General features: G+C 44.8%; 28 protein-coding genes, 1 tRNA gene and 1 riboswitch. Of the genes, 9 read left to right on the forward strand and 20 right to left on the reverse strand.

The genetic code is table 11. The features are described from left to right. Positions 1-74: 74 nt before the first annotated feature. Both mntR and SB724_RS07160 read right to left on the reverse strand, forming a co-directional pair. On the reverse strand, positions 75-503 hold the full coding sequence (gene mntR / locus SB724_RS07155; protein WP_007408338.1) for a transcriptional regulator MntR: 429 nt from the start codon (positions 501-503) through the stop codon (positions 75-77). A 99-nt stretch (positions 504-602) separates the two neighbouring features. After that, positions 603-1,439: a lipoate--protein ligase family protein gene (locus SB724_RS07160; RefSeq protein WP_003153114.1), complete on the reverse strand. Its 837-nt coding sequence runs from the start codon at positions 1,437-1,439 to the stop codon at positions 603-605. A gap of 192 nt (positions 1,440-1,631) precedes the next feature. Between SB724_RS07160 and SB724_RS07165 the strand changes: the two genes are divergently transcribed. Beyond that, a complete protein-coding gene (locus tag SB724_RS07165) occupies positions 1,632-2,012 on the forward strand; it encodes a rhodanese-like domain-containing protein (protein ID WP_007408335.1) in 381 nt (126 codons plus the stop codon). A gap of 53 nt (positions 2,013-2,065) precedes the next feature. Here SB724_RS07165 and gcvPB read toward each other — a convergent pair whose 3' ends face one another. Genes gcvPB through gcvT form a run of 3 tightly spaced genes read right to left on the reverse strand, consistent with a single transcriptional unit; the run spans position 2,066 to position 5,995 of the window. Further along, positions 2,066-3,541, reverse strand: coding sequence for an aminomethyl-transferring glycine dehydrogenase subunit GcvPB (gene gcvPB, locus SB724_RS07170; RefSeq protein ID WP_410570616.1), 1,476 nt, complete (start codon positions 3,539-3,541; stop codon positions 2,066-2,068). Continuing rightward, a complete protein-coding gene (gene gcvPA, locus SB724_RS07175; RefSeq protein ID WP_310527537.1) occupies positions 3,534-4,880 on the reverse strand; it encodes an aminomethyl-transferring glycine dehydrogenase subunit GcvPA in 1,347 nt (448 codons plus the stop codon). Before gcvPA ends, gcvPB begins: the two co-directional genes overlap by 8 nt. 14 nt (positions 4,881-4,894) lie before the next feature. Continuing rightward, positions 4,895-5,995, reverse strand: coding sequence for a glycine cleavage system aminomethyltransferase GcvT (gene gcvT / locus SB724_RS07180; RefSeq protein ID WP_012117974.1), 1,101 nt, complete (start codon positions 5,993-5,995; stop codon positions 4,895-4,897). Between the two features lie 178 nt (positions 5,996-6,173). Beyond that, a riboswitch (glycine riboswitch) is annotated at positions 6,174-6,274 on the reverse strand. Positions 6,275-6,418: 144 nt separating this feature from the next. Between gcvT and SB724_RS07185 the strand changes: the two genes are divergently transcribed. The 4 genes from SB724_RS07185 to sinR all read left to right on the forward strand — a co-directional run bounded on the left by SB724_RS07185 (position 6,419) and on the right by sinR (position 9,624). Next, positions 6,419-8,089, forward strand: a complete 1,671-nt coding sequence (locus tag SB724_RS07185; protein WP_038459170.1) for a DEAD/DEAH box helicase — start codon at positions 6,419-6,421, stop codon at positions 8,087-8,089. Positions 8,090-8,110: 21 nt separating this feature from the next. Beyond that, complete coding sequence (locus SB724_RS07190) at positions 8,111-8,905, forward strand: YqhG family protein (RefSeq protein ID WP_014418368.1); 795 nt, start codon at positions 8,111-8,113, stop codon at positions 8,903-8,905. A 176-nt stretch (positions 8,906-9,081) separates the two neighbouring features. Then, the gene (gene sinI / locus SB724_RS07195; protein WP_007612543.1) at positions 9,082-9,255 is read left to right on the forward strand and encodes an anti-repressor SinI; all 174 of its coding nucleotides are present in this window, start codon (positions 9,082-9,084) and stop codon (positions 9,253-9,255) included. A gap of 33 nt (positions 9,256-9,288) precedes the next feature. Next, positions 9,289-9,624: a transcriptional regulator SinR gene (gene sinR / locus SB724_RS07200; protein WP_003153104.1), complete on the forward strand. Its 336-nt coding sequence runs from the start codon at positions 9,289-9,291 to the stop codon at positions 9,622-9,624. 47 nt (positions 9,625-9,671) lie between these two features. On the opposite strand, the gene tasA is transcribed toward sinR, so the two are convergent. The 3 genes from tasA to tapA form a co-directional block, all read right to left on the reverse strand. Next, positions 9,672-10,457, reverse strand: a complete 786-nt coding sequence (tasA, locus tag SB724_RS07205) for a biofilm matrix protein TasA (protein WP_044802563.1) — start codon at positions 10,455-10,457, stop codon at positions 9,672-9,674. 64 nt (positions 10,458-10,521) lie between these two features. Continuing rightward, entirely contained in the window at positions 10,522-11,106 is a 585-nt protein-coding gene (sipW, locus tag SB724_RS07210; protein ID WP_012117977.1) for a signal peptidase I SipW, read from the reverse strand. Beyond that, the gene (gene tapA / locus SB724_RS07215; protein ID WP_029326077.1) at positions 11,078-11,749 is read right to left on the reverse strand and encodes an amyloid fiber anchoring/assembly protein TapA; all 672 of its coding nucleotides are present in this window, start codon (positions 11,747-11,749) and stop codon (positions 11,078-11,080) included. Before tapA ends, sipW begins: the two co-directional genes overlap by 29 nt. Before the next feature lie 258 nt (positions 11,750-12,007). Here tapA and SB724_RS07220 point away from each other — a divergent pair, with 258 nt between their 5' ends. After that, positions 12,008-12,337, forward strand: a complete 330-nt coding sequence (locus tag SB724_RS07220; RefSeq protein ID WP_038459175.1) for a DUF3889 domain-containing protein — start codon at positions 12,008-12,010, stop codon at positions 12,335-12,337. A gap of 40 nt (positions 12,338-12,377) precedes the next feature. Here the strand turns inward: SB724_RS07220 and SB724_RS07225 are convergent, their stop codons facing one another. The 9 genes from SB724_RS07225 to SB724_RS07265 all read right to left on the reverse strand — a co-directional run bounded on the left by SB724_RS07225 (position 12,378) and on the right by SB724_RS07265 (position 17,680). After that, a complete protein-coding gene (locus tag SB724_RS07225) occupies positions 12,378-12,557 on the reverse strand; it encodes a YqzE family protein (RefSeq protein WP_022552966.1) in 180 nt (59 codons plus the stop codon). A 56-nt stretch (positions 12,558-12,613) separates the two neighbouring features. After that, positions 12,614-12,991 carry a competence type IV pilus minor pilin ComGG gene (comGG, locus tag SB724_RS07230; protein ID WP_044802560.1) on the reverse strand — a complete coding sequence of 126 codons (378 nt, stop codon included), beginning with the start codon at positions 12,989-12,991 and terminating at the stop codon, positions 12,614-12,616. Beyond that, positions 12,992-13,492, reverse strand: coding sequence for a competence type IV pilus minor pilin ComGF (gene comGF, locus SB724_RS07235; RefSeq protein ID WP_410570622.1), 501 nt, complete (start codon positions 13,490-13,492; stop codon positions 12,992-12,994). Beyond that, positions 13,401-13,715 carry a competence type IV pilus minor pilin ComGE gene (gene comGE, locus SB724_RS07240; RefSeq protein WP_038459179.1) on the reverse strand — a complete coding sequence of 105 codons (315 nt, stop codon included), beginning with the start codon at positions 13,713-13,715 and terminating at the stop codon, positions 13,401-13,403. Before comGE ends, comGF begins: the two co-directional genes overlap by 92 nt. Further along, positions 13,699-14,136 (reverse strand): competence type IV pilus minor pilin ComGD, encoded by a 438-nt coding sequence (gene comGD, locus SB724_RS07245; RefSeq protein WP_038459181.1) that lies wholly within the window; start codon positions 14,134-14,136, stop codon positions 13,699-13,701. Before comGD ends, comGE begins: the two co-directional genes overlap by 17 nt. Next, on the reverse strand, positions 14,126-14,434 hold the full coding sequence (gene comGC, locus SB724_RS07250) for a competence type IV pilus major pilin ComGC (RefSeq protein WP_003153087.1): 309 nt from the start codon (positions 14,432-14,434) through the stop codon (positions 14,126-14,128). Before comGC ends, comGD begins: the two co-directional genes overlap by 11 nt. A gap of 4 nt (positions 14,435-14,438) precedes the next feature. Then, positions 14,439-15,476, reverse strand: a complete 1,038-nt coding sequence (gene comGB, locus SB724_RS07255) for a competence type IV pilus assembly protein ComGB (RefSeq protein ID WP_038459183.1) — start codon at positions 15,474-15,476, stop codon at positions 14,439-14,441. Then, positions 15,463-16,533 carry a competence type IV pilus ATPase ComGA gene (gene comGA, locus SB724_RS07260; RefSeq protein WP_007612574.1) on the reverse strand — a complete coding sequence of 357 codons (1,071 nt, stop codon included), beginning with the start codon at positions 16,531-16,533 and terminating at the stop codon, positions 15,463-15,465. The genes comGB and comGA overlap by 14 nt, the downstream gene beginning before the upstream one ends. 196 nt (positions 16,534-16,729) lie before the next feature. Next, the gene (locus SB724_RS07265; RefSeq protein ID WP_032874012.1) at positions 16,730-17,680 is read right to left on the reverse strand and encodes a magnesium transporter CorA family protein; all 951 of its coding nucleotides are present in this window, start codon (positions 17,678-17,680) and stop codon (positions 16,730-16,732) included. Between the two features lie 145 nt (positions 17,681-17,825). On the opposite strand from SB724_RS07265, the gene SB724_RS07270 reads away from it, so the two are divergent. After that, complete coding sequence (locus tag SB724_RS07270) at positions 17,826-19,127, forward strand: hemolysin family protein (protein ID WP_410570626.1); 1,302 nt, start codon at positions 17,826-17,828, stop codon at positions 19,125-19,127. A 37-nt stretch (positions 19,128-19,164) separates the two neighbouring features. On the opposite strand, the gene SB724_RS07275 is transcribed toward SB724_RS07270, so the two are convergent. Continuing rightward, the gene (locus tag SB724_RS07275; protein ID WP_038459190.1) at positions 19,165-19,995 is read right to left on the reverse strand and encodes an STAS domain-containing protein; all 831 of its coding nucleotides are present in this window, start codon (positions 19,993-19,995) and stop codon (positions 19,165-19,167) included. A 72-nt stretch (positions 19,996-20,067) separates the two neighbouring features. Between SB724_RS07275 and SB724_RS07280 the strand changes: the two genes are divergently transcribed. Next, positions 20,068-20,138 (forward strand) — tRNA-Gln (locus SB724_RS07280). A 64-nt stretch (positions 20,139-20,202) separates the two neighbouring features. On the opposite strand, the gene SB724_RS07285 is transcribed toward SB724_RS07280, so the two are convergent. After that, a complete protein-coding gene (locus SB724_RS07285) occupies positions 20,203-20,583 on the reverse strand; it encodes a Spx/MgsR family RNA polymerase-binding regulatory protein (RefSeq protein ID WP_003153079.1) in 381 nt (126 codons plus the stop codon). A 236-nt stretch (positions 20,584-20,819) separates the two neighbouring features. Here SB724_RS07285 and SB724_RS07290 point away from each other — a divergent pair, with 236 nt between their 5' ends. Then, positions 20,820-21,065, forward strand: a complete 246-nt coding sequence (locus SB724_RS07290) for a DUF2626 domain-containing protein (RefSeq protein WP_003153078.1) — start codon at positions 20,820-20,822, stop codon at positions 21,063-21,065. Positions 21,066-21,103: 38 nt separating this feature from the next. Here the strand turns inward: SB724_RS07290 and SB724_RS07295 are convergent, their stop codons facing one another. Continuing rightward, on the reverse strand, positions 21,104-21,742 hold the full coding sequence (locus SB724_RS07295) for an MBL fold metallo-hydrolase (protein WP_003153077.1): 639 nt from the start codon (positions 21,740-21,742) through the stop codon (positions 21,104-21,106). Positions 21,743-21,760 lie beyond the last annotated feature (18 nt).

Consider the following 21,760-nt stretch of genomic DNA (forward strand, 5'->3'; position numbering starts at 1 on the left):
TTAAGAAACGGCTGGGCGAAATAGACCAAAGAATGAAGACATTAAAAAAAGGGCGCCCCATTTCGGGCTGCCCTTTATTCACCGGGATTTTCGGTTTTTTTCTGTACGGATTTCAATTCTTTTTTCCGGCTTTCGTCATCTTCGAAATACTGAACGAGGTCGCCGATGCGGTCAATGCTGTTCCAGCTCAGATGATGTTCGATTCCTTCAACATCATTGTAAATCTTCTCTTCATCAACACCAATGATTCTTAAAAACTGCTCAAGCAATTCGTGTCTGTATACGAGCCGTTTGCCGATCTTTTTGCCTTTTGACGTCAATACGAGCCCGCGATATTTTTCATAAATCAAATACTCGTCTTTATCTAGTTTTTGAACCATTTTCGTTACAGAGGAGGGGTGGACTGCCAAAGCTTCCGCGATATCAGAAACCCGTGCATATCCTTTTTCTTCTATCAGCATATAAATCTGTTCAATATAATCTTCCATACTTGGTGTTGTCATAAGTAACCCTCCCAAAAAGCACCTTAACTTTATAAACCATTACAAGTTTACACTAACGGTCATGAAAAAACAAGGATGCTTCCGGTCTGTCAAGCCTTATCAGCGCTTATAATTCCATTCATCAGACGCGTATTTCGTCTCAGCCAGCTCATTGACAAATGCAAGCTCTTCAGACGTGAGTGTGTAAGGCTCAAGATGAATGTTCAGCCCTTCCTCAAAACCGGCTTTAAAAGCGATTCTGGCCTCATCCATCGTTACCCGTTTCGGCGCTAAGGCGTTAATGGCTACCGCTTTGTTTTTGAAATTCCGCTGCATGCGCTCACGGACTCTGTCGCTCGGATATAAAAACAGATCAAACAGCTTATCCTCATCAATGTCAAGCAGGATGGAACCGTGCTGAAGAATGACGCCTTTTTGGCGTGTCTGTGCGCTTCCGGCAACTTTCCGTCCTTCGACGACCAGTTCATACCACGAAGGCGCATCAAAGCAGACGGACGAGCGCGGATTTTTCAAGCTTTCTTTTTCTTTCTCCGTTCGCGGAATCGCAAAGCAGGCATCAAGTCCAAGGTTTCTGAATCCCTGCAGAATACCTTCTGAAATCACCCGGTACGCCTCTGTCACCGTGGCCGGCATTTCCGGGTGATCCTCTGAAACGATTACGCTGTATGTCAATTCTTTATCATGCAGAACACCCCGTCCGCCTGTCGGTCTTCTGACAAACCCGAGGCCGTGTTTATGTACTGCGTCAAAGTTAATTTCCTTCTTAATATTTTGAAAATACCCCACAGACAAAGTTGCCGGATTCCAGCCGTAAAAACGGATCACCGGAGGAATTTTTTTTTGGCTGTGCCAATATAAAAGCGCTTCATCCAGCGCCATGTTAAATGCCGGGCTTTCATTCCCTGAGTCAATAAACCGCCATGTTTCTTTTTCCATACACTGAACCCTTCTTTATCGTTTTAATAAAATTAGTTTAACAAACTGCCTTGAAAATGAAAAATATTTCGTTTCATTAAGGATGACAATCGCTTCATGCTTTACTATAATAGTATTTGTCCCAAAACGTCCGGTAAGCCTTGTTTTAAGGAAGCAGGGTTTTATTTTATAAGCTAAAGGAGTAGAATCGCATTGTCTAATATGATTGCTTTAATTATTGTTGCGGCGTTTATCGTTTATATGATCGTGTCGTATTTTTACCAGCAGCGTTTAATGAAAACACTTACGGAAGAGGAATTCCGCGCGGGCTACAGAAAAGCGCAGCTGATTGACGTCCGTGAACCGAATGAATTTGAAGGCGGCCATATTCTCGGCGCGCGCAACATTCCGCTGTCACAGCTGAAACAGCGCAAAAGTGAAATCCGTCCTGATAAACCCGTTTATCTGTACTGCCAAAACAATGTCCGCAGCGGACGTGCGGCACAGACGCTCCGCAAACACGGCTGTAAAGATATTTACAACCTGAAAGGCGGATTTAAAAAATGGGGCGGAAAAATTAAAGCAAAAAACTAATCATGAAAAAAGAGCTTCCGTATAAAACGGACAGCTCTTTTTTTTACACCGTGTCAGCGGCTGCCGTCAAGTGTACGTTCGTATTTTAAAACCGGCTTTCTTGCCGCCTTGGTTTCATCCATTCTTTTGACAACTGTTGTATGCGGCGCCTCCTGAACGATTTCAGGCGATTCCTCCGCTTCCCGCGCAATTTGAATCATGGCATCTATAAACGCATCAAGCGTTTCCTTTGATTCCGTTTCCGTCGGTTCAATCATGATGCTTTCTTCAACATTGAGAGGAAAATACACAGTCGGCGGATGATAGCCGAAATCCAAAAGCCGTTTGGCAATATCAAGCGTTCGTACGCCGAGCTTTTTCTGCCTTCTTCCCGATAACACAAATTCATGCTTGCAATGACGGTCATACGGGAGATCATAATAAGGCGCGAGTCTTCTCATCATATAATTTGCATTTAAAACCGCGTTTTCGGTCACAGCTTTTAAGCCGTCAGGCCCCATGGAACGAATATACGTGTAGGCTCTGACATTAATGCCGAAGTTACCGTAATAAGGTTTTACGCGCCCGATCGACTGCGGCCGGTCATAGTCAAACGTCAAACGGCCCTCTTTTTTCGTGAGAACGGGTTTCGGCAGATACGGAATGAATTCTTTTTTCACGCCGACCGGCCCTGAGCCAGGTCCTCCCCCGCCGTGCGGCCCGGTAAATGTTTTATGCAGATTAAGGTGAACGACGTCAAATCCCATATCTCCCGGTCTTGCTTTACTTAAAACGGCATTTAAATTCGCTCCGTCATAATAAAGCTTTCCGCCGGCCTGATGGACGATTTCAGCCATTTCCGTAATGTTTTCCTCAAATAACCCGAGGGTGTTCGGATTCGTCAGCATCAGCGCCGCTGTTTCTTCATTTACCGCTCTTTTCAAATCTTCAATGTCAACCAGCCCGTGCTCATTTGACTTAACGGTAATCGTTTCAAAACCTGCGACCGTGGCGGATGCCGGATTCGTACCGTGGGCTGAATCAGGGACAATCACCTTCGTCCGTCCGAAGTCTCCCCGCGCTTCGTGATAGGCGCGGATCATCATCAGGCCGGTCCATTCGCCGTGAGCGCCCGCCGCAGGCTGCAGTGTCACCTCGTCCATGCCCGTAATTTCCTCCAAGTGTTCGCTTAAATCGTATAAAAGCTCAAGCGCCCCCTGAACCGTGTCCTCGTCCTGAAGCGGATGAATAGCGGAAAAACCTGCGATCCGGGCAATTTTTTCATTTAATTTCGGATTGTATTTCATCGTACAAGAGCCGAGCGGATAAAAGCCTGAATCAACTCCGTGGTTCCTCTTAGAAAGAGCGGTATAATGCCGCATAATATCGAGCTCTGATACTTCCGGCAGCTTTGCGTCTTCATCGCGGATATAGTCACCGGGAAGAAGACTTTCAAGCTCTGTTTCCGGCACATCAAGCCCCGGAAGGCTGTAACCGATACGCCCTTCGCGGGACATTTCAAAAATAAGCGCCTGATCTTGATTATTCATGTTGATCCCCCAATCCCGCAATAAGCGAATCGATCTCTTCTTTTGTTCTCAGCTCTGTGACGGCAATGAGCATATGCTGATTCAGTTCCGGATACGCAAGGCCTAAATCATATCCGCCGATTATGCCGTCTTGCAGGAGCCGCCGGTTTGCTTCCTTGACGGGAAGATTCAGCCTGACGGCAAATTCATTAAATATCGGGCCGTCAAATGCTACGTGCAAGCCGGCTTTTTCCGCTTGGCGTCTCGCGTAATCAGCTTTCAATATATTTTGGCGGGCCATGTCTTTGACGCCGTTTTTTCCGAGCGCCGTCATCGCGACTGAAGCCGCTAAAGCATTCAGCGCCTGATTTGAGCAAATGTTAGACGTGGCTTTGTCCCTTCTGATATGCTGCTCGCGCGCCTGAAGAGTGAGAACAAAGCCTCTTCGCCCGTTTTCATCTTCCGTTTGGCCGACAAGCCGGCCCGGCACCTTTCTCATCAGTTTTTTCGTTACTGCAAAATAGCCGCAATGCGGGCCGCCGAACGCCGCAGGTATGCCGAAAGGCTGCGCGTCCCCGACGACGATATCAGCTCCGTATGCCCCGGGCGGTCTCAAAATACCGAGCGCGAGCGGGTTTGAAGAAACAATCAGCTGGCTGTTTCCTTTATGTGCGAGCGGCTCAATGTCCTTTAACGGCTCGATTTGTCCGAAGAAGTTCGGATACTGGACGATCACGGCGGCCGTTTCATCACAAACGGCATGTTCCAATGCTTCAAGATCTGTGGCGCCGTTTTTCGCAGGCACCTCTACAACCTCAATATATTGGCCCTTTGCGTATGTTTTCAAAACATCCCGCGATTCCGGATGAACGGCTGCGGAAATGACGATTTTTTTCTTTTTCGTATGGCCTGACGCAAGCATCGCCGCTTCCGCCAGCGCCGTTCCCCCGTCGTACATAGAGGAGTTTGCGATATCCATTCCCGTTAATTCACAGATCATCGTTTGAAATTCAAAAATCGCCTGCAGCTCTCCTTGTGAGATTTCAGGCTGGTAAGGCGTATATGCCGTGTAAAACTCTGATCGGGATATCACATGATCGACGATAACCGGCTGGTAGTGATCGTACACTCCTGCCCCCAGAAAAGATGCATATGTAACAGCGTCTTTATTTTTCGCCGCAAGCTTCGTCAGCTCTCTCGTCAGCTCAGTTTCTGACTTTGCTTGTTTAATTTGGTAGTCTTTTTGAAACCGTACATTTTCCGGAATATCGGCAAACAGTTCATCAATTGTTTCTGCGCCGATGGCTTTCAGCATTTCTTTTTTATCCTGTTCTGTCGCGGGCAAATATCGATGCTTCATATGACTCTCCTTTTTCAGCTCTGTTTTGGACGTTTATAAAACGGTGTGCGGACAATCTTCGCTTTTACCGTTTTTTTACGGATTTCCACTTCTACTTCCGTTCCGACTTCACTGAATTCCGTTTTGATTAAGGCAAGGCCGATATTTTTCTTTAAAGTCGGAGATTGCGTGCCTGTCGTGACTTCACCGATCGGAACACCGTCTTTTTTCACGGCGTACCCGTGTCTCGGAATCCCTTTTTCAATCATCTCAAGTCCGACCAGCTTTCGCGGGGCTCCTTTTTCTTTCTGTTCGCGCAATACTGATTTCCCGAAAAAATCGGAATCTTTCTTGTGTTTCACGGCAAATCCGATTCCGGCTTCAATCGGTGTAATATCTTTCGTCAATTCCTGACCGTATAAAGCAAGCTTCGCTTCAAATCTCAGCGTATCACGGGCGCCGAGGCCGCACGGAACGAGGCCTTCATGCTCTCCCGCTGCAAGTATCTCCTTAAATAGATGAACCGCATCTTCATTGCGGCAATATAACTCAAACCCGTCTTCACCGGTATAGCCTGTTCTTGAAAGCAGGACTTGGCGTCCGGCAACGTCCGCCTTATCAATAAATGTAAACGGCTTTAAGGAGGACAAATCACATTCAGTCAGCTTCGCAAGAACCGACTGAGCATTCGGCCCCTGAACAGCAAGCAGTGAAATCCCGTCAGACTGATTCGTCAGCGTGACATCGCCTTCCGTATGTTCCGTCAGCCAAGCGATGTCTTTTTCAATATTAGACGCGTTAATCACGAGCAGATAGCAGCTCTCGCTTTTCTGATAGATCAGCAAGTCATCGACCGTACCGCCGTCAGGATAACACATGGCGGTATAGAGCGCGTTTCCCGGCTTTAAATCGGCAACGTCATTTGTCATCATTTTTTGGAGAAAAGACAGGGCGTCTTTACCGGATACTTCGACTTCCCCCATATGGGACACATCAAACAAGCCCGCTTTTGTGCGGACGGCTTCATGCTCCTCTTTAATAGAAGAAAATTGAACCGGCAGCTCCCATCCTCCAAAATCAATCGTTTTTCCGCCGTATTCTTTATACACGTCATAAAGCGGTGTTCGTTTCAGCATCATCTTCCCCCTTCAGTCATTGGCGCATTGTAAAAACATATAAAAAAGGACAGAGAAACACCTCATGAAAATGAAGGTTTCTCTGTCCCGGCACCTGAAAGTTTACTTTATGAACATATCATAAAGACGTCCCCTTTGGTGGCCTGCTTCTTCTAAGTGCAGACACTCTCCAGAGTTGCGTCGAGCAAGAGTTCTTTTGCCTGAGAGATTCACTCCGCAGTTTGCTCCTTCGGCGCCCGGACGCCCATCTTCCGTCCGAGTCTCTCCCCTTGCTGTCATTCGCTCATATTTACCAATTTTATGGACATACTAAAGCAATATCTTTTAGTGAAATCATTACTTATATCCTACCACCCTCACTTACGTCCGGCAACAAAAATGATGATAAATCAGTTTTTTAAAAGAAAGGCGGTTTTGTTACATATGACAGCAGAGATCATATTTGATGCAAACTGGCCGGGAGAGTTTTCTGAGCGGCTGAAAACGGACGGTCCCTGGTCAAATTGGGAGATGTACAAACTGTCGGCTGAAGTCCAGCAGACCCTTGCCATTCCTGAATTTGAAGGTTTGAGGGCTCCTTTATACCTTCCCGATTTCACTCCGCTTCCCCATCAGCTTGAAGTCGCGCAGAAAGTCGTTGAAAAAATGAACGGCAAGGCGATTTTGGCTGATGAAGTGGGGCTCGGAAAAACGGTGGAAGCGGGCCTGATTTTAAAAGAATATATGATTCGCGGGCTGGCCAAAAAAATCCTGATTCTTGTGCCGGCATCACTCGTTTCCCAGTGGGTGAAAGAGCTTCAGGAGAAGTTTTTAATACCCGCTGTTGAACAGAAGAAAAGCTATGTGTGGGAACAGTGCGATATCGTCGTTTCTTCTATTGATACGGCCAAACGCTCGCCTCACAAAGACATTGTGCTTTCTATTCCGTATGATCTCGTCATTATTGACGAGGCGCACAAGCTCAAAAACAGCAAAACGAAAAATTATGAATTTGCGAGAAGTCTTGTGAAGAAATACTGCCTGCTTCTGACGGCGACGCCGATTCAAAACCGGATCGAAGAAATTTTCAATTTAGTGTCACTGTTAAAACCCGGCCATTTAGGAAACGAAAGCGGATTTCAAGAAACCTTCAATCGGAAGGACGGGATTGACGCTCATGAGCATTTGAAAGAGCTCGTCAATAAGGTGATGATCCGCAACACGCGGAGCGACACCGGCCTTACATGGACGAAGCGCCACGTGGAAACAGTACCGATCACCTTTTCACCGACGGAACAGGCGCTTTACGATGACATTGTCGCACTGAAAAACGGCACGGAAAAGCCCGCAAGCGCATTTTCCATTATGACGCTGCAAAGAGAGTGCTGTTCAAGCAGGGAAGCCGTGTATATGACGCTCAAAAAAATGCTTGACCAAAAAGACAAACAAGCGCCCGCATTCGATGATCAGACGATCGCTAATTTAATGGACCGCATTAATCAAGTCACGCAAAACTCAAAAGCAATTCAAGTTGTTGACTTGATCCAAAAGATTAATGATAAAGTCATTATTTTCACTGAATACAGGGCGACACAGATTTACCTGCAATGGTTCCTTCAGCAGAACGGCATAAGCTCCGTTCCGTTCAGAGGCGGATTTAAACGCGGAAAAAAAGACTGGATGAAGGACCTCTTCCGCGGCAAAGTGCAAGTGCTGATCGCTACAGAAGCCGGAGGCGAAGGGATCAACCTGCAATTCTGCAACCATATAATCAATTATGACCTCCCGTGGAACCCGATGCGGCTTGAACAAAGAATCGGAAGGATTCACAGACTCGGTCAGGAAAGAGATGTCCATATCTACAATATGGCGACAAAACATACGGTGGAAGAGCATATCTTAAAACTTCTGTATGACAAAATTCATTTATTTGAAAATGTCGTCGGAGAATTAGATGACATCTTAACAAAAATCAAAGTGAGCAATTTCGAAGACCATTTGCATGATATTTTATGCCATTCGCTGACAGAGGAAGAAATGAGAATCAAAATGGACAATCTCACCTCTTTTCTGTCGTACGGTACGGAAAAGCCCGCCAGAAAAAAAGGATCTTAATCTAAAAGGAGGAAGCGCGACATGAGACAGCAGGAGGTTCACGAATTTTTACTGCGCTTTTTTGAAGCGAACCACTGTCCGATTACAGAACACGGGCCGGGTTTTATGACGGTTCAGTTGACGGTCGAGATGGACAAACAAATTATGAACCGCCCGTTTTATTGGCATTGGCGTGAAAAAACGGGAGGCGAACCGAACCCGATGAAGATTACGTTCATCACTGATAAAGAAACGGCTCCGGAGGATATGGACGGCGAATTTATTTACTTTGGAGCCCCGCGCCTCTTTCAAATCTTTCAAGCAGTTAAACAAAATGGGAGATTTACAAGAATATATGAGAAAATTGTATCAGCCGGAGCCAGAGTTCCGCTTCAGCCCTGGCTTGGATTAAATGTAGTGATTTCATACCAATCCGACATGAAAAAAGACAGACTTTTGTCTTTAGGCCTGCATCTTGTTTCTGGAACCATTATAGAAGGGTTTCAGCAGAAGCTTGCACCGCTTCCGCTGACCTCGCAAATATCAGACTATTGCTTTACCATATCGCCGATGATTAAGCCGGAAAGCGGGATTAAAAGGATGGAGCATTACTTAAAAGACGCTGCCGCCAAAGAGCCGTCAGACTGGGCTGACAGCGCGATCGCCAGATGGAAAAAGGACCTCAGGCTGCTCGATCAGTTTTATGAGCAGACAGAGGAAAAACCTGAGGAATACCATTTGGAAAAACAAGCGCTGAAAGCCTTATATCAGCCGAAAATTCACATTCAGATCGAAAACGGCGGTTTATTTTTCCTGCAAAGTAATTTTTCTGGATAAGCGTTATCCATTCGACACCTTTCCCGTTTTTTCTGGAAATTCTATATTATAATAAAAGTATATAGAAAAAATTTCTGGCGTTTCGCATGCGATGAATCACTTCCAGACATGTAAAGATAAGGTCATGGGCGGATTGGCTGAAATACATAAACAAGTATTTTAGGAGGAGAAAATGCATGAAAAATGCAAAAATGGAATTTTCGCAATTAGATAAGGAATGGGTTGAGCTGATATTAGAAGCCCAAAAAGCAAATATCAGCCTAGAAGAAATACGCAAATACCTGCTTTCGAATAAAAAGTCTTCTCAACATATCCAGGCAGCCAGAAGTCATACCGTAAATCCTTTCTGAATGTGCTATAATATCACAAGGAAGGTGATGACATTGATTGGCCAGCGTATTAAACAATACCGAAAAGAAAAAGGCTACTCACTATCAGAACTAGCTGAAAAAGCTGGGGTAGCGAAGTCTTATTTAAGCTCAATAGAACGAAATTTACAGACGAACCCCTCCATTCAATTTCTCGAAAAAGTCTCCGCTGTTCTGGACGTCTCGGTTCATACTTTACTTGATGAAAAACATGAAACCGAATACGATGGTCAATTAGATAGTGAATGGGAGAAATTAGTTCGCGATGCAATGACATCCGGGGTATCAAAAAAACAATTTCGTGAATTTTTAGATTATCAAAAATGGAGAAAAGCGCAAAAAGAGGAGTAGTGCCGCCATATGTGCACAACTCCTCTTTTAACTGTCCGACTTTCGGATTAGTTTTTATCCTCACTGTGAGCCTTTTCATTTTCCTTGACGTAACCGTCTTTATCCGTATGATCTTTCGTAATGGTCAAGCCGTTCCATTGCGTTGCTTCAAAAGAGAATTGAAGAGAAATCGCATTCCCCTGGAACTTGTTTTGCACACTTAATCCGTCCGCAGTTTTAGCGGTGTCATTTTTAAATTTGATTTCCATTCTCACCTGATCATAATCAGCAGGCGTTTTCGGAACTCCGTCGTACTCAGGAGCTGTTTTGCCGTTAATGGTTGCTACATTGACTTTTCCGCTCTCACTCAAGAATTTCGGATCAATGTGCTTGCTGATCGCTTCGGCAGCTGCTTTATCCTGTTTTGTTGACATTAAGTATAAGTCTTTCAGGCTGGCCGCCTTCAAAATGATATTTTTAGGATAGCCGTTGCCCCCTTCTTTACCGACTGTCAGAACCGTAATTTCAAACTGACTGAGGAAATCCTCCGCAGATTCATTTCCTTTCTTCGCACCTTTAAAGTCAGTAAAATTCAAAGCCATCAGTACTTCTTTAATGGCAAGTGAACCGTTGTTTCTGAATTCGAAATCTTTCGTCAATTTATCGCCTGGTTTTAAGTTTGACAAATTGACGTTTGCTGATTGTTCTTTAGCCGATAAATCAAGTGTTCCTGACGCAAATGTAGCGTCTGTCGACTTCACATCATTAAATGCGGCCCATGTGCCTCCTCCTACTAATGCTAAACCGAGTGCGGCTGAGGCAACGCCCAAGCTTAATTTCTTTTTCATACCCATGTTTGTACTCTCCCCTTACTTTTTAGTTTTGTTATCAAATCCTGTCGCCAGGTTGCAACCGTATTCATGTAGAGATGGTTCCCTTTTTCGCATGTTCTTCCAGCGCTTTCGTTTTCCGCTCAATATCGCGGAGGGCGCTGACAATGACTGTTATGGAGTAAATCAAAAGCATGACGCCGGGAACGATTAACAGAATCGCCGTTCCGATCGGCTGGCTGGCCAAATGTATGACATATCCGGCATACGGAAGCTGATATCCCGTATACTGGGCCGCCACTTTTTCAGCTTGAACGGGTGCGGCATCCGGGGCGGCATTATGGTCCCCTTTTGTCTCAAACAGCAGGTTCCCGTCCTTTTTTGTGATCCCGATTATTCTGTGTGTGACGGCTGTTCCGTCATCTTGCGTAAAGGTGATCACATCCCCTTTTTTTAAGTCATTCACGTCAGAAATTTTCTTTACCGCTATGAGCGAACCCGTCTTAAATTCCGGGTCCATTGAACCCGACAGCACGGATTTCAGCGTATAGCCGAAGATGGCCGGCTCACCCCCGGAAGCCCGGGTCGAAATCACCGTTAACGTCAGCACAATAATCAAGCTGAAGATGACGGCATACAAAATATTACTGATCAGTTTCAGCGTTTTTTTCATGTTCTTCCCCGCTTTCTTTTACCGGCTCTGCCGGCTCTTTCTCCGTTTTCTTTAGATCGGAAACGGTCGCCTGTTCCCGGCATTTGACGAGTTTCATTGGTTTTGACCACTCAAATTTTTCTTCGTCCGCCGGATACCCTTCAGGCTTGTAAACCTTGAATGCGTATATGCCCGGCTTCAAAGACCGCTTTGACTCAATTTTATAAATCGTTTTGCTTTTTTTATCAGTAATAAGCCCTTTATCCACAACATTGCCGTTTCGTAAAGGCTGCTGCTGAGAAGCGATTTTATGGAGCTCCCATTTCCAGTCAGAAACAGTCCGCTCTTTTCCCTTATTCTCCAGCTCGGCATAGAGTTGAAGCGGCGCACACACGGTGCCTGACGTATCAGTTTGATTTGTTATATGTAAATCACTTTGATCCCAGCGTTCGTCATAACGGCAATCGTCATCCGTATATTGAAAATCTCCGCACGTTTGAACCGGGAGACTGAAGCTTTTCACATCATTGAAGGAGGAACTTGTATCACCTGTGAACTGAGCACATATCGTCACGGACAGGCAAAAAATGAACGAAAGCCGTAAAAATAGCATCATCCGCCATCTCACCTTGCCCTTTTTTTCCATTCGCAACAATCGGAACATGCCTTACCCCCTGTAAAACTGTTAATAAATATGACAACCGTTCTCTTTAAAGAACTGTATGAACAAAGTATAATCAAGGATTATCGTCTTGAAAAATGTCAAATTCGGTCAAATTGTTCGTTTTTGAGAATGGTATCTTTCAAAAACATCGTTTTGCTTCAAATTACACACTTTTTTGGAATTTTTTCTAATAAAACGTGAGAAAATAACGAGGTGCCTAGCACAAAATGGAAAGTATATACAGCGAAAGGACGAAGAATGATGATCAAACAAAGTCTGATTTGCCTTTCTCTTCTTGTTTTCGGGGTTTCAGGAACAGCTCAGGCGGAAACGGTGCCTTATTATGCTGTTCACCATCAATCGAAATGGGAAAAGTTAGCAGAAAAAGAAGCTAAAAAAAGATATCCGCTCGCCCAAACGTTATTTATTCAAAAGGTGTGGGATCGGAAAAGAACGGACGAAGCAGTCAAGCAATACCACTTGACATTGCGGGATGGCGCAAAAGAATTTGGCGTGTTTGTTACGATTTCTTTTAATCCCTACAGCCAAAAGGTAAATAAAATTGCTGTCATTGAGGAATACCAATAAGGCCCTCCTGTATCAGGAGGACCTTTCGTGTGATTCAACTTTATTTTTTCCGCTGCATCCACAGCTTAAAACTGTACGGCAATATTCCGAACCAGTGCTGAGAAGCCGGCACTTTCTTTTCTTTCCGCACTTCTTTTCGCTCTTTCCGTTCCTGTTTCGGTGTATCGAAATATTTAACGAATTGCTCAGTCATATATTTTACATAATCATTTGTTTTCACGGCTCTCACCTCATAGTGCTGTCTTTACTATGAAGTGTTGTCCCGCCGCCTCTTTTTTATACTTCCGTCCATTGAATCAGCTGTTTCTTCTTCTGATCGAACAAAAGGTGAGCCTCCCGTCTCGTACCTGTCGTGGTTTCCGCCTGAATTGTAACCTGAACCGTTTCGCGGCGATCACTCCCGGTGATGTGAAAAGAAACGGTGCCATACGGAAAACGCTGTGTACCAGTTCGGGCCTTTTTTCCCTGTGCCATATGGCGGCTTGACAGCAGCGCGCCGTTTTGGAGCAGGTTCTCTCCGATCCAGTACTCCCCTGCCTCTTTTGCAAATGTTTTTCGGGTGATGAAATCAGATGAAGTATAGCTGATGACAAGTAAAACTGCGGCAGAAACAAACAGAACCGCGGGATATATAAAACCGTCAGATTTGTACATTTAATCACCTTTAAAAGAGCTGTAAACCGGAATAACCGACTGATTCTTTTTACCTGCAACGCTTGATATCTCTAATAAGATCAGGCCGTTTTTCACATCAGCCGTTAATGATGCCGCGTTTTGCAGGATCGGCACGTGGCCTTTTCCGTTTACTCTTTTCCTTATCATCTTATGATAAATTTCAAAACGCACTTCTTCGCCTCCTGTTTTCCGGCATGCTAACGCCCGTCCGCCGTCCGCCGGCTTCACAGTCTCGGCCTGTTTACATTCGTTCATGATCTGCTGAACGGCAATTTGATGCTCCCGGCCGTCTAATCCGCCGTTATCGGCCCGGTTTGATAAAAACAGATGTAAAATCGGGCCCAGGGTTCCTGATAGGAAAAGACAGACTGCTAAGGAGAACAAAACATTAAGAAGCGTAAAGCCAGTCTGTTTTGAGAATACTGAGGCACATTTCTTTTTCGCTGCGGTCAGCCGCACACACTTTGTAATACTCACCATCCTCCTTCCACTTCACACCGGGAGACGGCGGCTTTTTTCCGGTCATCATATAAGTGCTGATATGTTTCTGAAGAAGCTGGTACGCTTCCTGGCGATCTTCTATTTTCAGACCATCTGTCAGCATGTCCGTCCAGACCGGAATGATAGACGTCATAAGGAACAGCCAAATGGCCATTGCTGATAGTGTTTCAATAGTAGAGAACCCCTTATTTCCGTTTAGCATGGACATTTCCGCTCCCTAAGTAAACTGTGATCTCATAGGTGAACCCGGCGCTCTTCAATTGAATCTTTCCTCCCGAATTCGGATGGCCTTTTTCGTTAAATTCAAGGCTCTCCGGTAAAGTCACAAGTGTAATATGAAGCGAATCAAAAGAACGCTCGACAATCCTTCCGCCTGACTGCAGTTTGTATTTATGCTCTTTTGGAAGAAAAGTGATTTTTGTTCTTTTATGTTCTGCGATAGCCGTTTCCTGAGCAAGCTGAATATCTTTTTGGAGCTGTTCTGTTTTTTGCCGCATGGCAAGGTGGGTGCAGACCGGCGGAACCGTCGTGAACAAAACCGTCAGCAGGACGGACGCCAGGCTTAACACAATCAGGCTTTCAAGAAGGGTAAACCCATTTTCTGTCCGCCTGTTATTGTTCAACAGTAACTTCTCCGCCACTAATTAAGATCTGTTTACCATTCGGGCAGGCTGTATTCTTTTTGATATACCCCTCTGATTGTAAATCGTTCATATCCGGCATTTTACCTTCATGATCGATTTCGTACGCCGTCACTTGGGCTTTCACCATATTCTGCAGTCCTTCACAGCCTTTATGCTGAATGCTTTGATTATGTTTTGTAACGTTAGGAATGGTAATTAAAAGCAGAATGGAAACGATAAATAAAACAATCAGCATTTCAATTAAAGTAAATCCATCTTGATTTTTCAGACGAAGCACTCCCTTACATTTGGTTCATCATCTGGTACATCGGCATCAGCATTGACATGTAGACAATTAAAATCATACCGGCCACAACACCGTAAATGACAGGCTGGAGAATGCCGGTATACTTCGCCGCGTTTTGTTCAAGACGCTCCATCATAAACTGGCTGTACGTATAAAGTTCGCGGTGAAGCAGACCGTTTGCCTGTCCGTGGCTGACTGCAGCCGCAAGATCTTTTTCATAACACGGATGCCCGGAAAGAGCGGACTCTATGGTTTCTCCGGCTTTCAGACGTGTAATGAGCATCTCTGCTTCTTCACGATAAAAAGGCAGAAAAGATTGTTCTTTAAAAGCTGTTAAGCTGTCATAGATAGAAAGGCCGGATTTCAGAAGACTGCTGAGCTGTAAAGAGAAAAAGTAGCTGTTAAAAAGAACGGCCGCTTTTCCTAAGAGGGGTATTTTCACAACAATCAGCATTTTATCTTGCGGGGATTTTTTCTTACATAAGAACCAAACGTACAAAAACAAGCAGAAAGCGGCGGACAGCGCCAGTGCGCAGGCTTCATGTAAATGCCGAAAAAACGCAAAGATGAAAGCAGTCGTACCGGATGTATTCATATTCATTGATTGATAAATCCCAGAAAACTGCGGAATAATTAAACTTTGCAGGATATAAAACATGACACAGACGGAAGATATTAAAAACATCGGATACCGGAGCATTTTTTTGATTTGATTCGTCTGCATGAGCTTTCTCTGTAACAAGTCGCCGCTTTGTTTCATCGCCCCCGGCAATTCCCCGTGTTTCTCAGCGAAATAGCAGATAGAGACGGCTTCTTTATGAAAAGACAGTGCCTCAAGCACTTGGTAAAACGCATCACCTTCCCTCAGCCGGCGGATTCCGTCCGTCAGCTCTGCAAGCTGACGTTTATGCAGCTGGAGTTTCAGCAGTCTGAGCCCTTCAATAAGACTGTATCCTTTTTCCGTCATTTCACCGAGCCTTTTCAAAAAAGCCGCTTGATCCTTCAACGGCCAGGTTCGTTTAATCCGCTTCATGATACACCCACCGATCGTAATTGTCGGTCGTGACATAGCCGAGCGCGATTCCTTTTCTGATCAGCCTGCGGAGCGTCTGATATTGAAAATTGGCGTGCTCTCCCTTTGCTTCCTGAAAGCATTGGGTGAGGTTTTTCCCGTAGAGCAGTTCATAAATGCCCGCACGGCGTGTCTCCCTGTACATCCGGCAGTACACAGAACAGTTTTCCTCTTTGCAGAACGGACATGTTAAATCAACCAGACGCTGAGCGGCAATGGCAATGACGGTTTGTTCAATTTCTGTCATGTTCACGCCGAACTCCAGCAGCCTGTATATGGCGCCCTTAGCATCTCTTGTATGCAGGCTTGAAAGAACGAGGTGTCCCGTCATGGCCGCGCGGACAGCGATTTCAGCCGTCTCGGCATCTCTGATTTCCCCTAAGATGATCATATCGGGATCATGTCTTAAAATCGCTTTTAAACCGGCGGAATATGTGACTCCGGCTTTTTCATTCACCTGAACTTGCAGCACATCCTCATCTCTTGTTTCTACGGGGTCTTCAAGCGTGACAATACGCCGGTTGAAATGCCTTTTTGCATAGTTGACAAGCGAGTAAAGAGTGGTCGTTTTTCCAGATCCGGTGGGGCCGGTAAACAGAAGCAGGCCGTGCGAATGCTTCAGAAAGGACAATAATGCGGCGCCCGCCCCCCGAAATAAGGACAATTTATCCAGAGGGGGAATCTGCCGCTTAGGCAAAAGCCTGATGACAAGACTTTCATCATTCATTGTCGGCAAGGTTGACATTCTCAAATGAACGGTTTCCGTCGGAAGCGGCAGAGACAATGACCCGTTTTGCGGCTTACGTCTTTCTCCTATATCCATGGCCGATAAAAACTTAAAATGAGAAATAAGCCTTACGCATTCCTCTTTTTTTAAGACTCTTTTTTTCACAAGAGCATGGCCGATGCGAAAATGAATGAAAGCATCCTTTTCTCTCGGCACAATGTGTATATCTGAAGCCCTTGCCGTATAGGCCTCGTTTATGATGTTCCTGCTGTATGTTTCAATATTTTTCACAAGACTTCCCTCCTTCCGCACGTATTGTAAATCAGATACACAAAAGCCGGCAAAGGAGAGATTATGCGTTTTACAGTGTGTAAAACGCAAAAAAATAAAAAATAAGCCCCCTGACTTTGATTTACCGAATGAAATCGGGAACCATTCGGCCATTTTCAGCCAGCCATCAAAAAAAGCAGGCGTTTGCCTGCTCTTCTTAGCGTTTCTTTTCTTTCCGCAAATATTTTTTTTGATGCTCCCTCAAAATGTCCCCTGTCCAGCCTTTCTGCCGCAGATAAATATAAATCAGCAGGGTTGATACAATAATGAGCACGATGGAACAAATATACGCATATTTCCAATGAAGCTCCGGCATGTTATCAAAGTTCATCCCCCAGAGAGCTCCAAGCGCCGTCATCGGTGTAAAGAGAGTTGTAAAGATCGTCAAGGCTTTCACAATTTCATTTCCTCTTTGGGAGGTAATGACTTCCTCGGCGTGCAGCAGATTGCTCAATTCCTGATCAAACTCATTGATATATGTAATTCCTCTTTCCATCTTTTGATGAGCTCTGAGGTAATCTTTCTGCCTGTCATTTTTCGGGAGAAAAGCTTCTTTTAAAGCCATTTCCACTTTTTTAGCCCCCAGTGTAAGGCCTTTCCAAATGAACAGCTCATGGCGCAGTTTATGCACATTTTCCAAGATTCCTTTGCTGTTGTCATCATGAATCTGCCATTTCAGCGTCCGCTGCTTGACTTCAAATTCATCCAGTCCGATCAGATATGAATTCATCAGCTCTCCCAGCAGAACAAAAAAGCCTTCAATCGGATTTTCACAGGTTTGAATCTGCTGTGTGGCATGCTTTTCTTTTACACCGCGCAGCAGCGAAAAATCAAAATTAATTGTAAAAAAGAATTCTCTCGTAATATAAAAGTGAAATACGGTATGGTTTTTTTCATCATCTAATCCTTGATGATAGATTAAAGAACCGAAAACCGCTTCATTATTCTGATCATTTGTATCTGAGCGCAGAAAGTTTATATGATTTTCATGTTCAAACCACTTTTCGCATTGCGGCCAGTGATTGTGATGGATCATTTTTTTCGCTTCCGTTTTTTCATGCGGACCGAGCTGGTACCACAGCCAGTCCGCTCCCGAATGTACCTTCATCTCTTGTCATCCTCCAGTATCGCTTTCTTGTTTTATTACCGTAAATGAAGCAGGCTAAACCAGGTTCGATGTTTGAGCAGCTTTCTACAGTGGTATTATTCCGAAAAAAGGGAGGTGCAAGCCTTCCTTCGCGGAAGGCGTTACATTGTATATCATCAAACTATCTGCCATCGTACTATTTATTTTATTAACGGCGTGTTTTGTCGCCATAGAGTTTTCAATCGTTAAAGCTAGGCGCTCCCGCATTAATCAGCTCATTGAGGAAGATGTAAAAGGAGCAAAAGGAGCCAAGCATGTCATTACACACCTTGATGAATATTTATCGGCGTGCCAATTGGGTATCACCGTCACCGCTTTGGGAATCGGCTGGCTGGGTGAACCGACAGTCAAAGCAATGCTTCAGCCGTTATTTTTAAAGACCGGAGTTCACGAAGCGGTTGCCCAAGTCCTGTCATTGATCATCGCCTTTCTGCTGGTTACATATGTGAATGTCGTCATCGGCGAACTCGCCCCGAAAAGTTTTGCTATCCAAAAAGCCGAGCGGATTACACTTTTGTCTGCCAGACCGATGATTTTGTTTTATAAGTTAATGTTTCCGTTCATCTGGCTGCTCAATCATTCCGCCCGCCTGATTACAGCCATGTTCGGCTTGAAGCCTGCTTCCGAACATGAAATGGCTTATACGGAAGAGGAATTGCGGGTGCTCCTTGCCGAAAGCTATCGAAGCGGCATGATCAAAAAAAGCGAGCTCCATTACGTAAATAACATTTTTACATTTGATAAGCGCACTGCCAAAGAAATTATGGTGCCCCGGAATGAAATGGTGAGCCTGCCGTTAGACAGCGGATCGGGACATATCCTCCGGGACATTATCAAAACAAATAAATATACCCGGTATCCCGTAGTAAAAGGAGATAAAGATCATGTAGTCGGCATCATCAATATAAAAGAAGTTTTATTCAGATTCCTGTCAGAAGGAGCGGCGTTTACAAAACACGAACTCAGCCCTTACATCCAGCCGGCGATCCACGTGATTGAGACGATTCCGATTTATCAATTATTCGTTAAAATGCAGCGGGAACACGCCCATATGGCCATTCTCATTGATGAGTACGGCGGAACCGCGGGATTAGTAACGGCGGAAGATATCATTGAAGAGATCGTCGGCGAAATCCGCGACGAATTTGATACGGACGAAACACCTTCCGTTCAAAAGCTTGGGAAGAACCGCTATCTCCTGAACGCCAAATTGCTGATCAGTGACGTCAATGATGTACTCGGAACAGAGATTACGGCTGATCAAGTCGATACACTCGGGGGCTGGTTTCTTACTCAGCATATTGACGCGAAGCCCGGGAGCACCATTGATTTTGAAGGCTACACATTTACGGTAAAAGAAATCGACAGCCATCATATCATTACGATTGAAGCTGACAAAGCTGAATAGCTGAGGGAGAAATCCCTCCCGGCCATTCAGCTTTTTATCATCTTAATGATTCTTTTACGATAAATCCGTTTTTTGCCAGTGCTTTCGCCAGACTCTGCTCCGTTTTCACCTGAGAAAAATCGATGCCGAGCTTCACGACGGTCTGCGCGATTTCCGGCCTGATGCCTGAGATTGTCGTTTCTATGCCAAGAAGTTTTGTGCTGTCAATCACTTTAAAAATCTGATAAGCGACCATCGTATCCACAATCGGCACACCTGATATATCTAAAAATAAATAAGAAAGACGGAGTGAAGAACATTGATCAAGCACCGATTCCAAAATCATTTTTGCCCGGTAGGTGTCAATTTCGCCGACGAGCGGCAAAATTCCAATACCGTCGGCAATCGGCATAATCGGCGCGCTTAGTTCGTTAATCATTTCTTTTTGGGCGTTTAATTGTGTAACCGTCACTTTATAATATTCCTCTGTAAATACTTCAATCATATGGTCAATTGCTTTGTTCAGCTTCTCTCCCCATTGGAATACCGCATTCGCCCCAGGCTTCTCAGACATCGTTTCACAGCATGTCTGTATGCGGTTCCAGACCAATCTCCGGAATTCTTTAAAGCTCGTGACGCTTTCATAGACCGGTACTTCATGGACGGCCCGGTCCCTTGCGAACTGAAGCGCCCACTTTGTCAGCTCCTCTTCCCCGCCGTCTTTTTCCGATAAAATGCCGGCAACGATTTCAATTAACAGACGGTGCTGCATTTCCGCTTTCTGATCATCTGAAGGCCGCCCCGATTTTGGTATGAGCAGCCACTGGCGTGTGATTTCACCTGATTCTTCAATTAAGGTTCGAGATAATGTTTCATTCAAATGTTTCACGGGGTCTCCTCCATTCAAATTCCTTTGTATGTATAAATCGGCGCCTGACGCACATACTGTAATTACATCCGATGGGCTATAGCCAAGCGGTAAGGCAATGGACTTTGACTCCGTGATCGTTGGTTCGAATCCAGCTAGCCCAGTCCAGCAACCGCAAAAAACGAAGATTAGCTGATTAATTTTGATCAGCGGATCTTCGTTTTTCTCTTATGATACAGATTGATGTACCGTTTTTTTCTTCGTCAGCTTCATCAGTTCTCCTGGATTGTATCCGATAACGAGCTTATTGCGATCGATCAGAATCGGACGCCGCAGCAGTTTCGGCTTCTCAGTCAAAAGCTTCAGCACTTCATTTACAGTCATTTCTTCAATGTTCAGGTTGAGGTTTTTAAATGTTTGGCTTCTCGTCGCCAATATTTCATCAATTCCTTCGGTCGTTAATGATAGGATCTGCTTCAATTCATCAATTGTCGGTGTCTCCCGGAATAGATGGCGCTCTTGAAAGTCAACATTGTGGGCTTTTAACCAATGTTTCGTTTTTCGGCATGATGTGCAGCTCGGGTATGAATAAAAAATAAGTTCTTTCATTTTTAAAAATTCCTCCCTCGGATAATCCGTCTCTTTGTTAACATAAGTACCCTGAACTTTTTTTCATTAAACATATTTCAAAAAGATTTTTCGGATCTTTTTCAGAGAGCGGCATAAGATATAAAACACAGGGAAAGACATAAATTCCACAATAAATATAATCATGAAAATGTTTACATTTTGAGTGCCGATCTATTATAATAAACTTCAGATAGACTCTCGGGAGGGGATAAGGAATGAATCGCATGTTCCGGGTGTTAGGATTTTGGACGGGGATATTTGCAGTCATGTTTTTTTTAGGGGGCATGAAAGACGCTTCTCTTTTGTTTTTTGGACAGACGATCTTTTTCGTATTTCTTTCTTATTTGAATCTGACTGAGCGGATGTATATTTATATTTTCGGAGCTTACTTAACCGTATTTTTCGCCGGATTTACATATTACTCTATTTTTATTATGACACCGGGCGGCGGAACCCACTGACAGAAAAAGACAGACCATTATGGTCTGTCTTTTTTCATTTACAGTGAAAAACCATTGATAAACGGGTTTCGCTCCTGCTCTGTCTGGATATCCGTTTCCGGCCCGTGCCCGCTTAATACAAGTGTATGTCCGGGAAGCGTGAGCAGTTTTTGATGAATGGAATCAAGCAATACGTCCTGACTTCCGCCGTGTAAATCTGTTCGGCCGATGCCTCCCTGAAAAAGCACATCACCTGAAATCACCAGATCAGCGTCCTTCACATAATAAGAAACGCTTCCCGGTGAATGTCCCGGCGTAAACAATGTCTCCAAATGGAAAGGTCCGATGTCCAATATGCCGTCGCCTTCAATCAGCCGTTCGGCGGGCCGTGCCGTTACGGCGATGCCCCGCAATATGCCTGATCCGTTTAAGGAAGAGTCCTCCAGCCACTTTTCTTCATTTTTGTGAAGATATACTGGAACATCCCATCTGTCTCTTACTTCATCAAGCGCGCCGATATGGTCAAAATGAGCGTGCGTCAGTAAGATGGCCAGCGGCTTCAGATTGTTTTCTTTTATGTAATTGTTGATTTTGTCCGCTTCCCCGCCCGGATCAAAAATAAGACAGGACTGATCCTCACTGACAAGAAAATACGCGTTTGCCTGAATCGGACCGGCCGGCATTCGTCTCCATTTCACTTTCATCACCTCTTTATG

The organism is Bacillus sp. SIMBA_031, from assembly GCF_046535225.1.
In the GTDB taxonomy this organism is placed as follows: domain Bacteria; phylum Bacillota; class Bacilli; order Bacillales; family Bacillaceae; genus Bacillus; species Bacillus velezensis.

Excerpts from the sequence above, each read along its gene's own strand:
- tasA (WP_044802563.1), bottom strand. The coding sequence starts at position 10,457 with ATGGGTATGAAAAAGAAATTAAGCTTGGGCGTTGCCTCAGCCGCACTC.
- gcvT (WP_012117974.1), bottom strand. The coding sequence starts at position 5,995 with ATGCTGAAACGAACACCGCTTTATGACGTGTATAAAGAATACGGCGGA.
- comGG (WP_044802560.1), bottom strand. The coding sequence starts at position 12,991 with ATGTACAAATCTGACGGTTTTATATATCCCGCGGTTCTGTTTGTTTCT.
- sinI (WP_007612543.1), top strand. The coding sequence starts at position 9,082 with ATGAAAAATGCAAAAATGGAATTTTCGCAATTAGATAAGGAATGGGTT.
- SB724_RS07220 (WP_038459175.1), top strand. The coding sequence starts at position 12,008 with ATGATGATCAAACAAAGTCTGATTTGCCTTTCTCTTCTTGTTTTCGGG.
- SB724_RS07285 (WP_003153079.1), bottom strand. The coding sequence starts at position 20,583 with ATGAAAGAACTTATTTTTTATTCATACCCGAGCTGCACATCATGCCGA.
- sipW (WP_012117977.1), bottom strand. The coding sequence starts at position 11,106 with ATGAAAAAAACGCTGAAACTGATCAGTAATATTTTGTATGCCGTCATC.
- tapA (WP_029326077.1), bottom strand. The coding sequence starts at position 11,749 with ATGTTCCGATTGTTGCGAATGGAAAAAAAGGGCAAGGTGAGATGGCGG.
- mntR (WP_007408338.1), bottom strand. The coding sequence starts at position 503 with ATGACAACACCAAGTATGGAAGATTATATTGAACAGATTTATATGCTG.
- SB724_RS07190 (WP_014418368.1), top strand. The coding sequence starts at position 8,111 with ATGAGACAGCAGGAGGTTCACGAATTTTTACTGCGCTTTTTTGAAGCG.
- comGF (WP_410570622.1), bottom strand. The coding sequence starts at position 13,492 with ATGGTGAGTATTACAAAGTGTGTGCGGCTGACCGCAGCGAAAAAGAAA.
- SB724_RS07265 (WP_032874012.1), bottom strand. The coding sequence starts at position 17,680 with ATGAAGGTACATTCGGGAGCGGACTGGCTGTGGTACCAGCTCGGTCCG.
- gcvPB (WP_410570616.1), bottom strand. The coding sequence starts at position 3,541 with ATGAATAATCAAGATCAGGCGCTTATTTTTGAAATGTCCCGCGAAGGG.
- SB724_RS07290 (WP_003153078.1), top strand. The coding sequence starts at position 20,820 with ATGAATCGCATGTTCCGGGTGTTAGGATTTTGGACGGGGATATTTGCA.
- comGB (WP_038459183.1), bottom strand. The coding sequence starts at position 15,476 with ATGAAGCGGATTAAACGAACCTGGCCGTTGAAGGATCAAGCGGCTTTT.
- SB724_RS07185 (WP_038459170.1), top strand. The coding sequence starts at position 6,419 with ATGACAGCAGAGATCATATTTGATGCAAACTGGCCGGGAGAGTTTTCT.
- SB724_RS07160 (WP_003153114.1), bottom strand. The coding sequence starts at position 1,439 with ATGGAAAAAGAAACATGGCGGTTTATTGACTCAGGGAATGAAAGCCCG.
- gcvPA (WP_310527537.1), bottom strand. The coding sequence starts at position 4,880 with ATGAAGCATCGATATTTGCCCGCGACAGAACAGGATAAAAAAGAAATG.
- comGE (WP_038459179.1), bottom strand. The coding sequence starts at position 13,715 with ATGCTAAACGGAAATAAGGGGTTCTCTACTATTGAAACACTATCAGCA.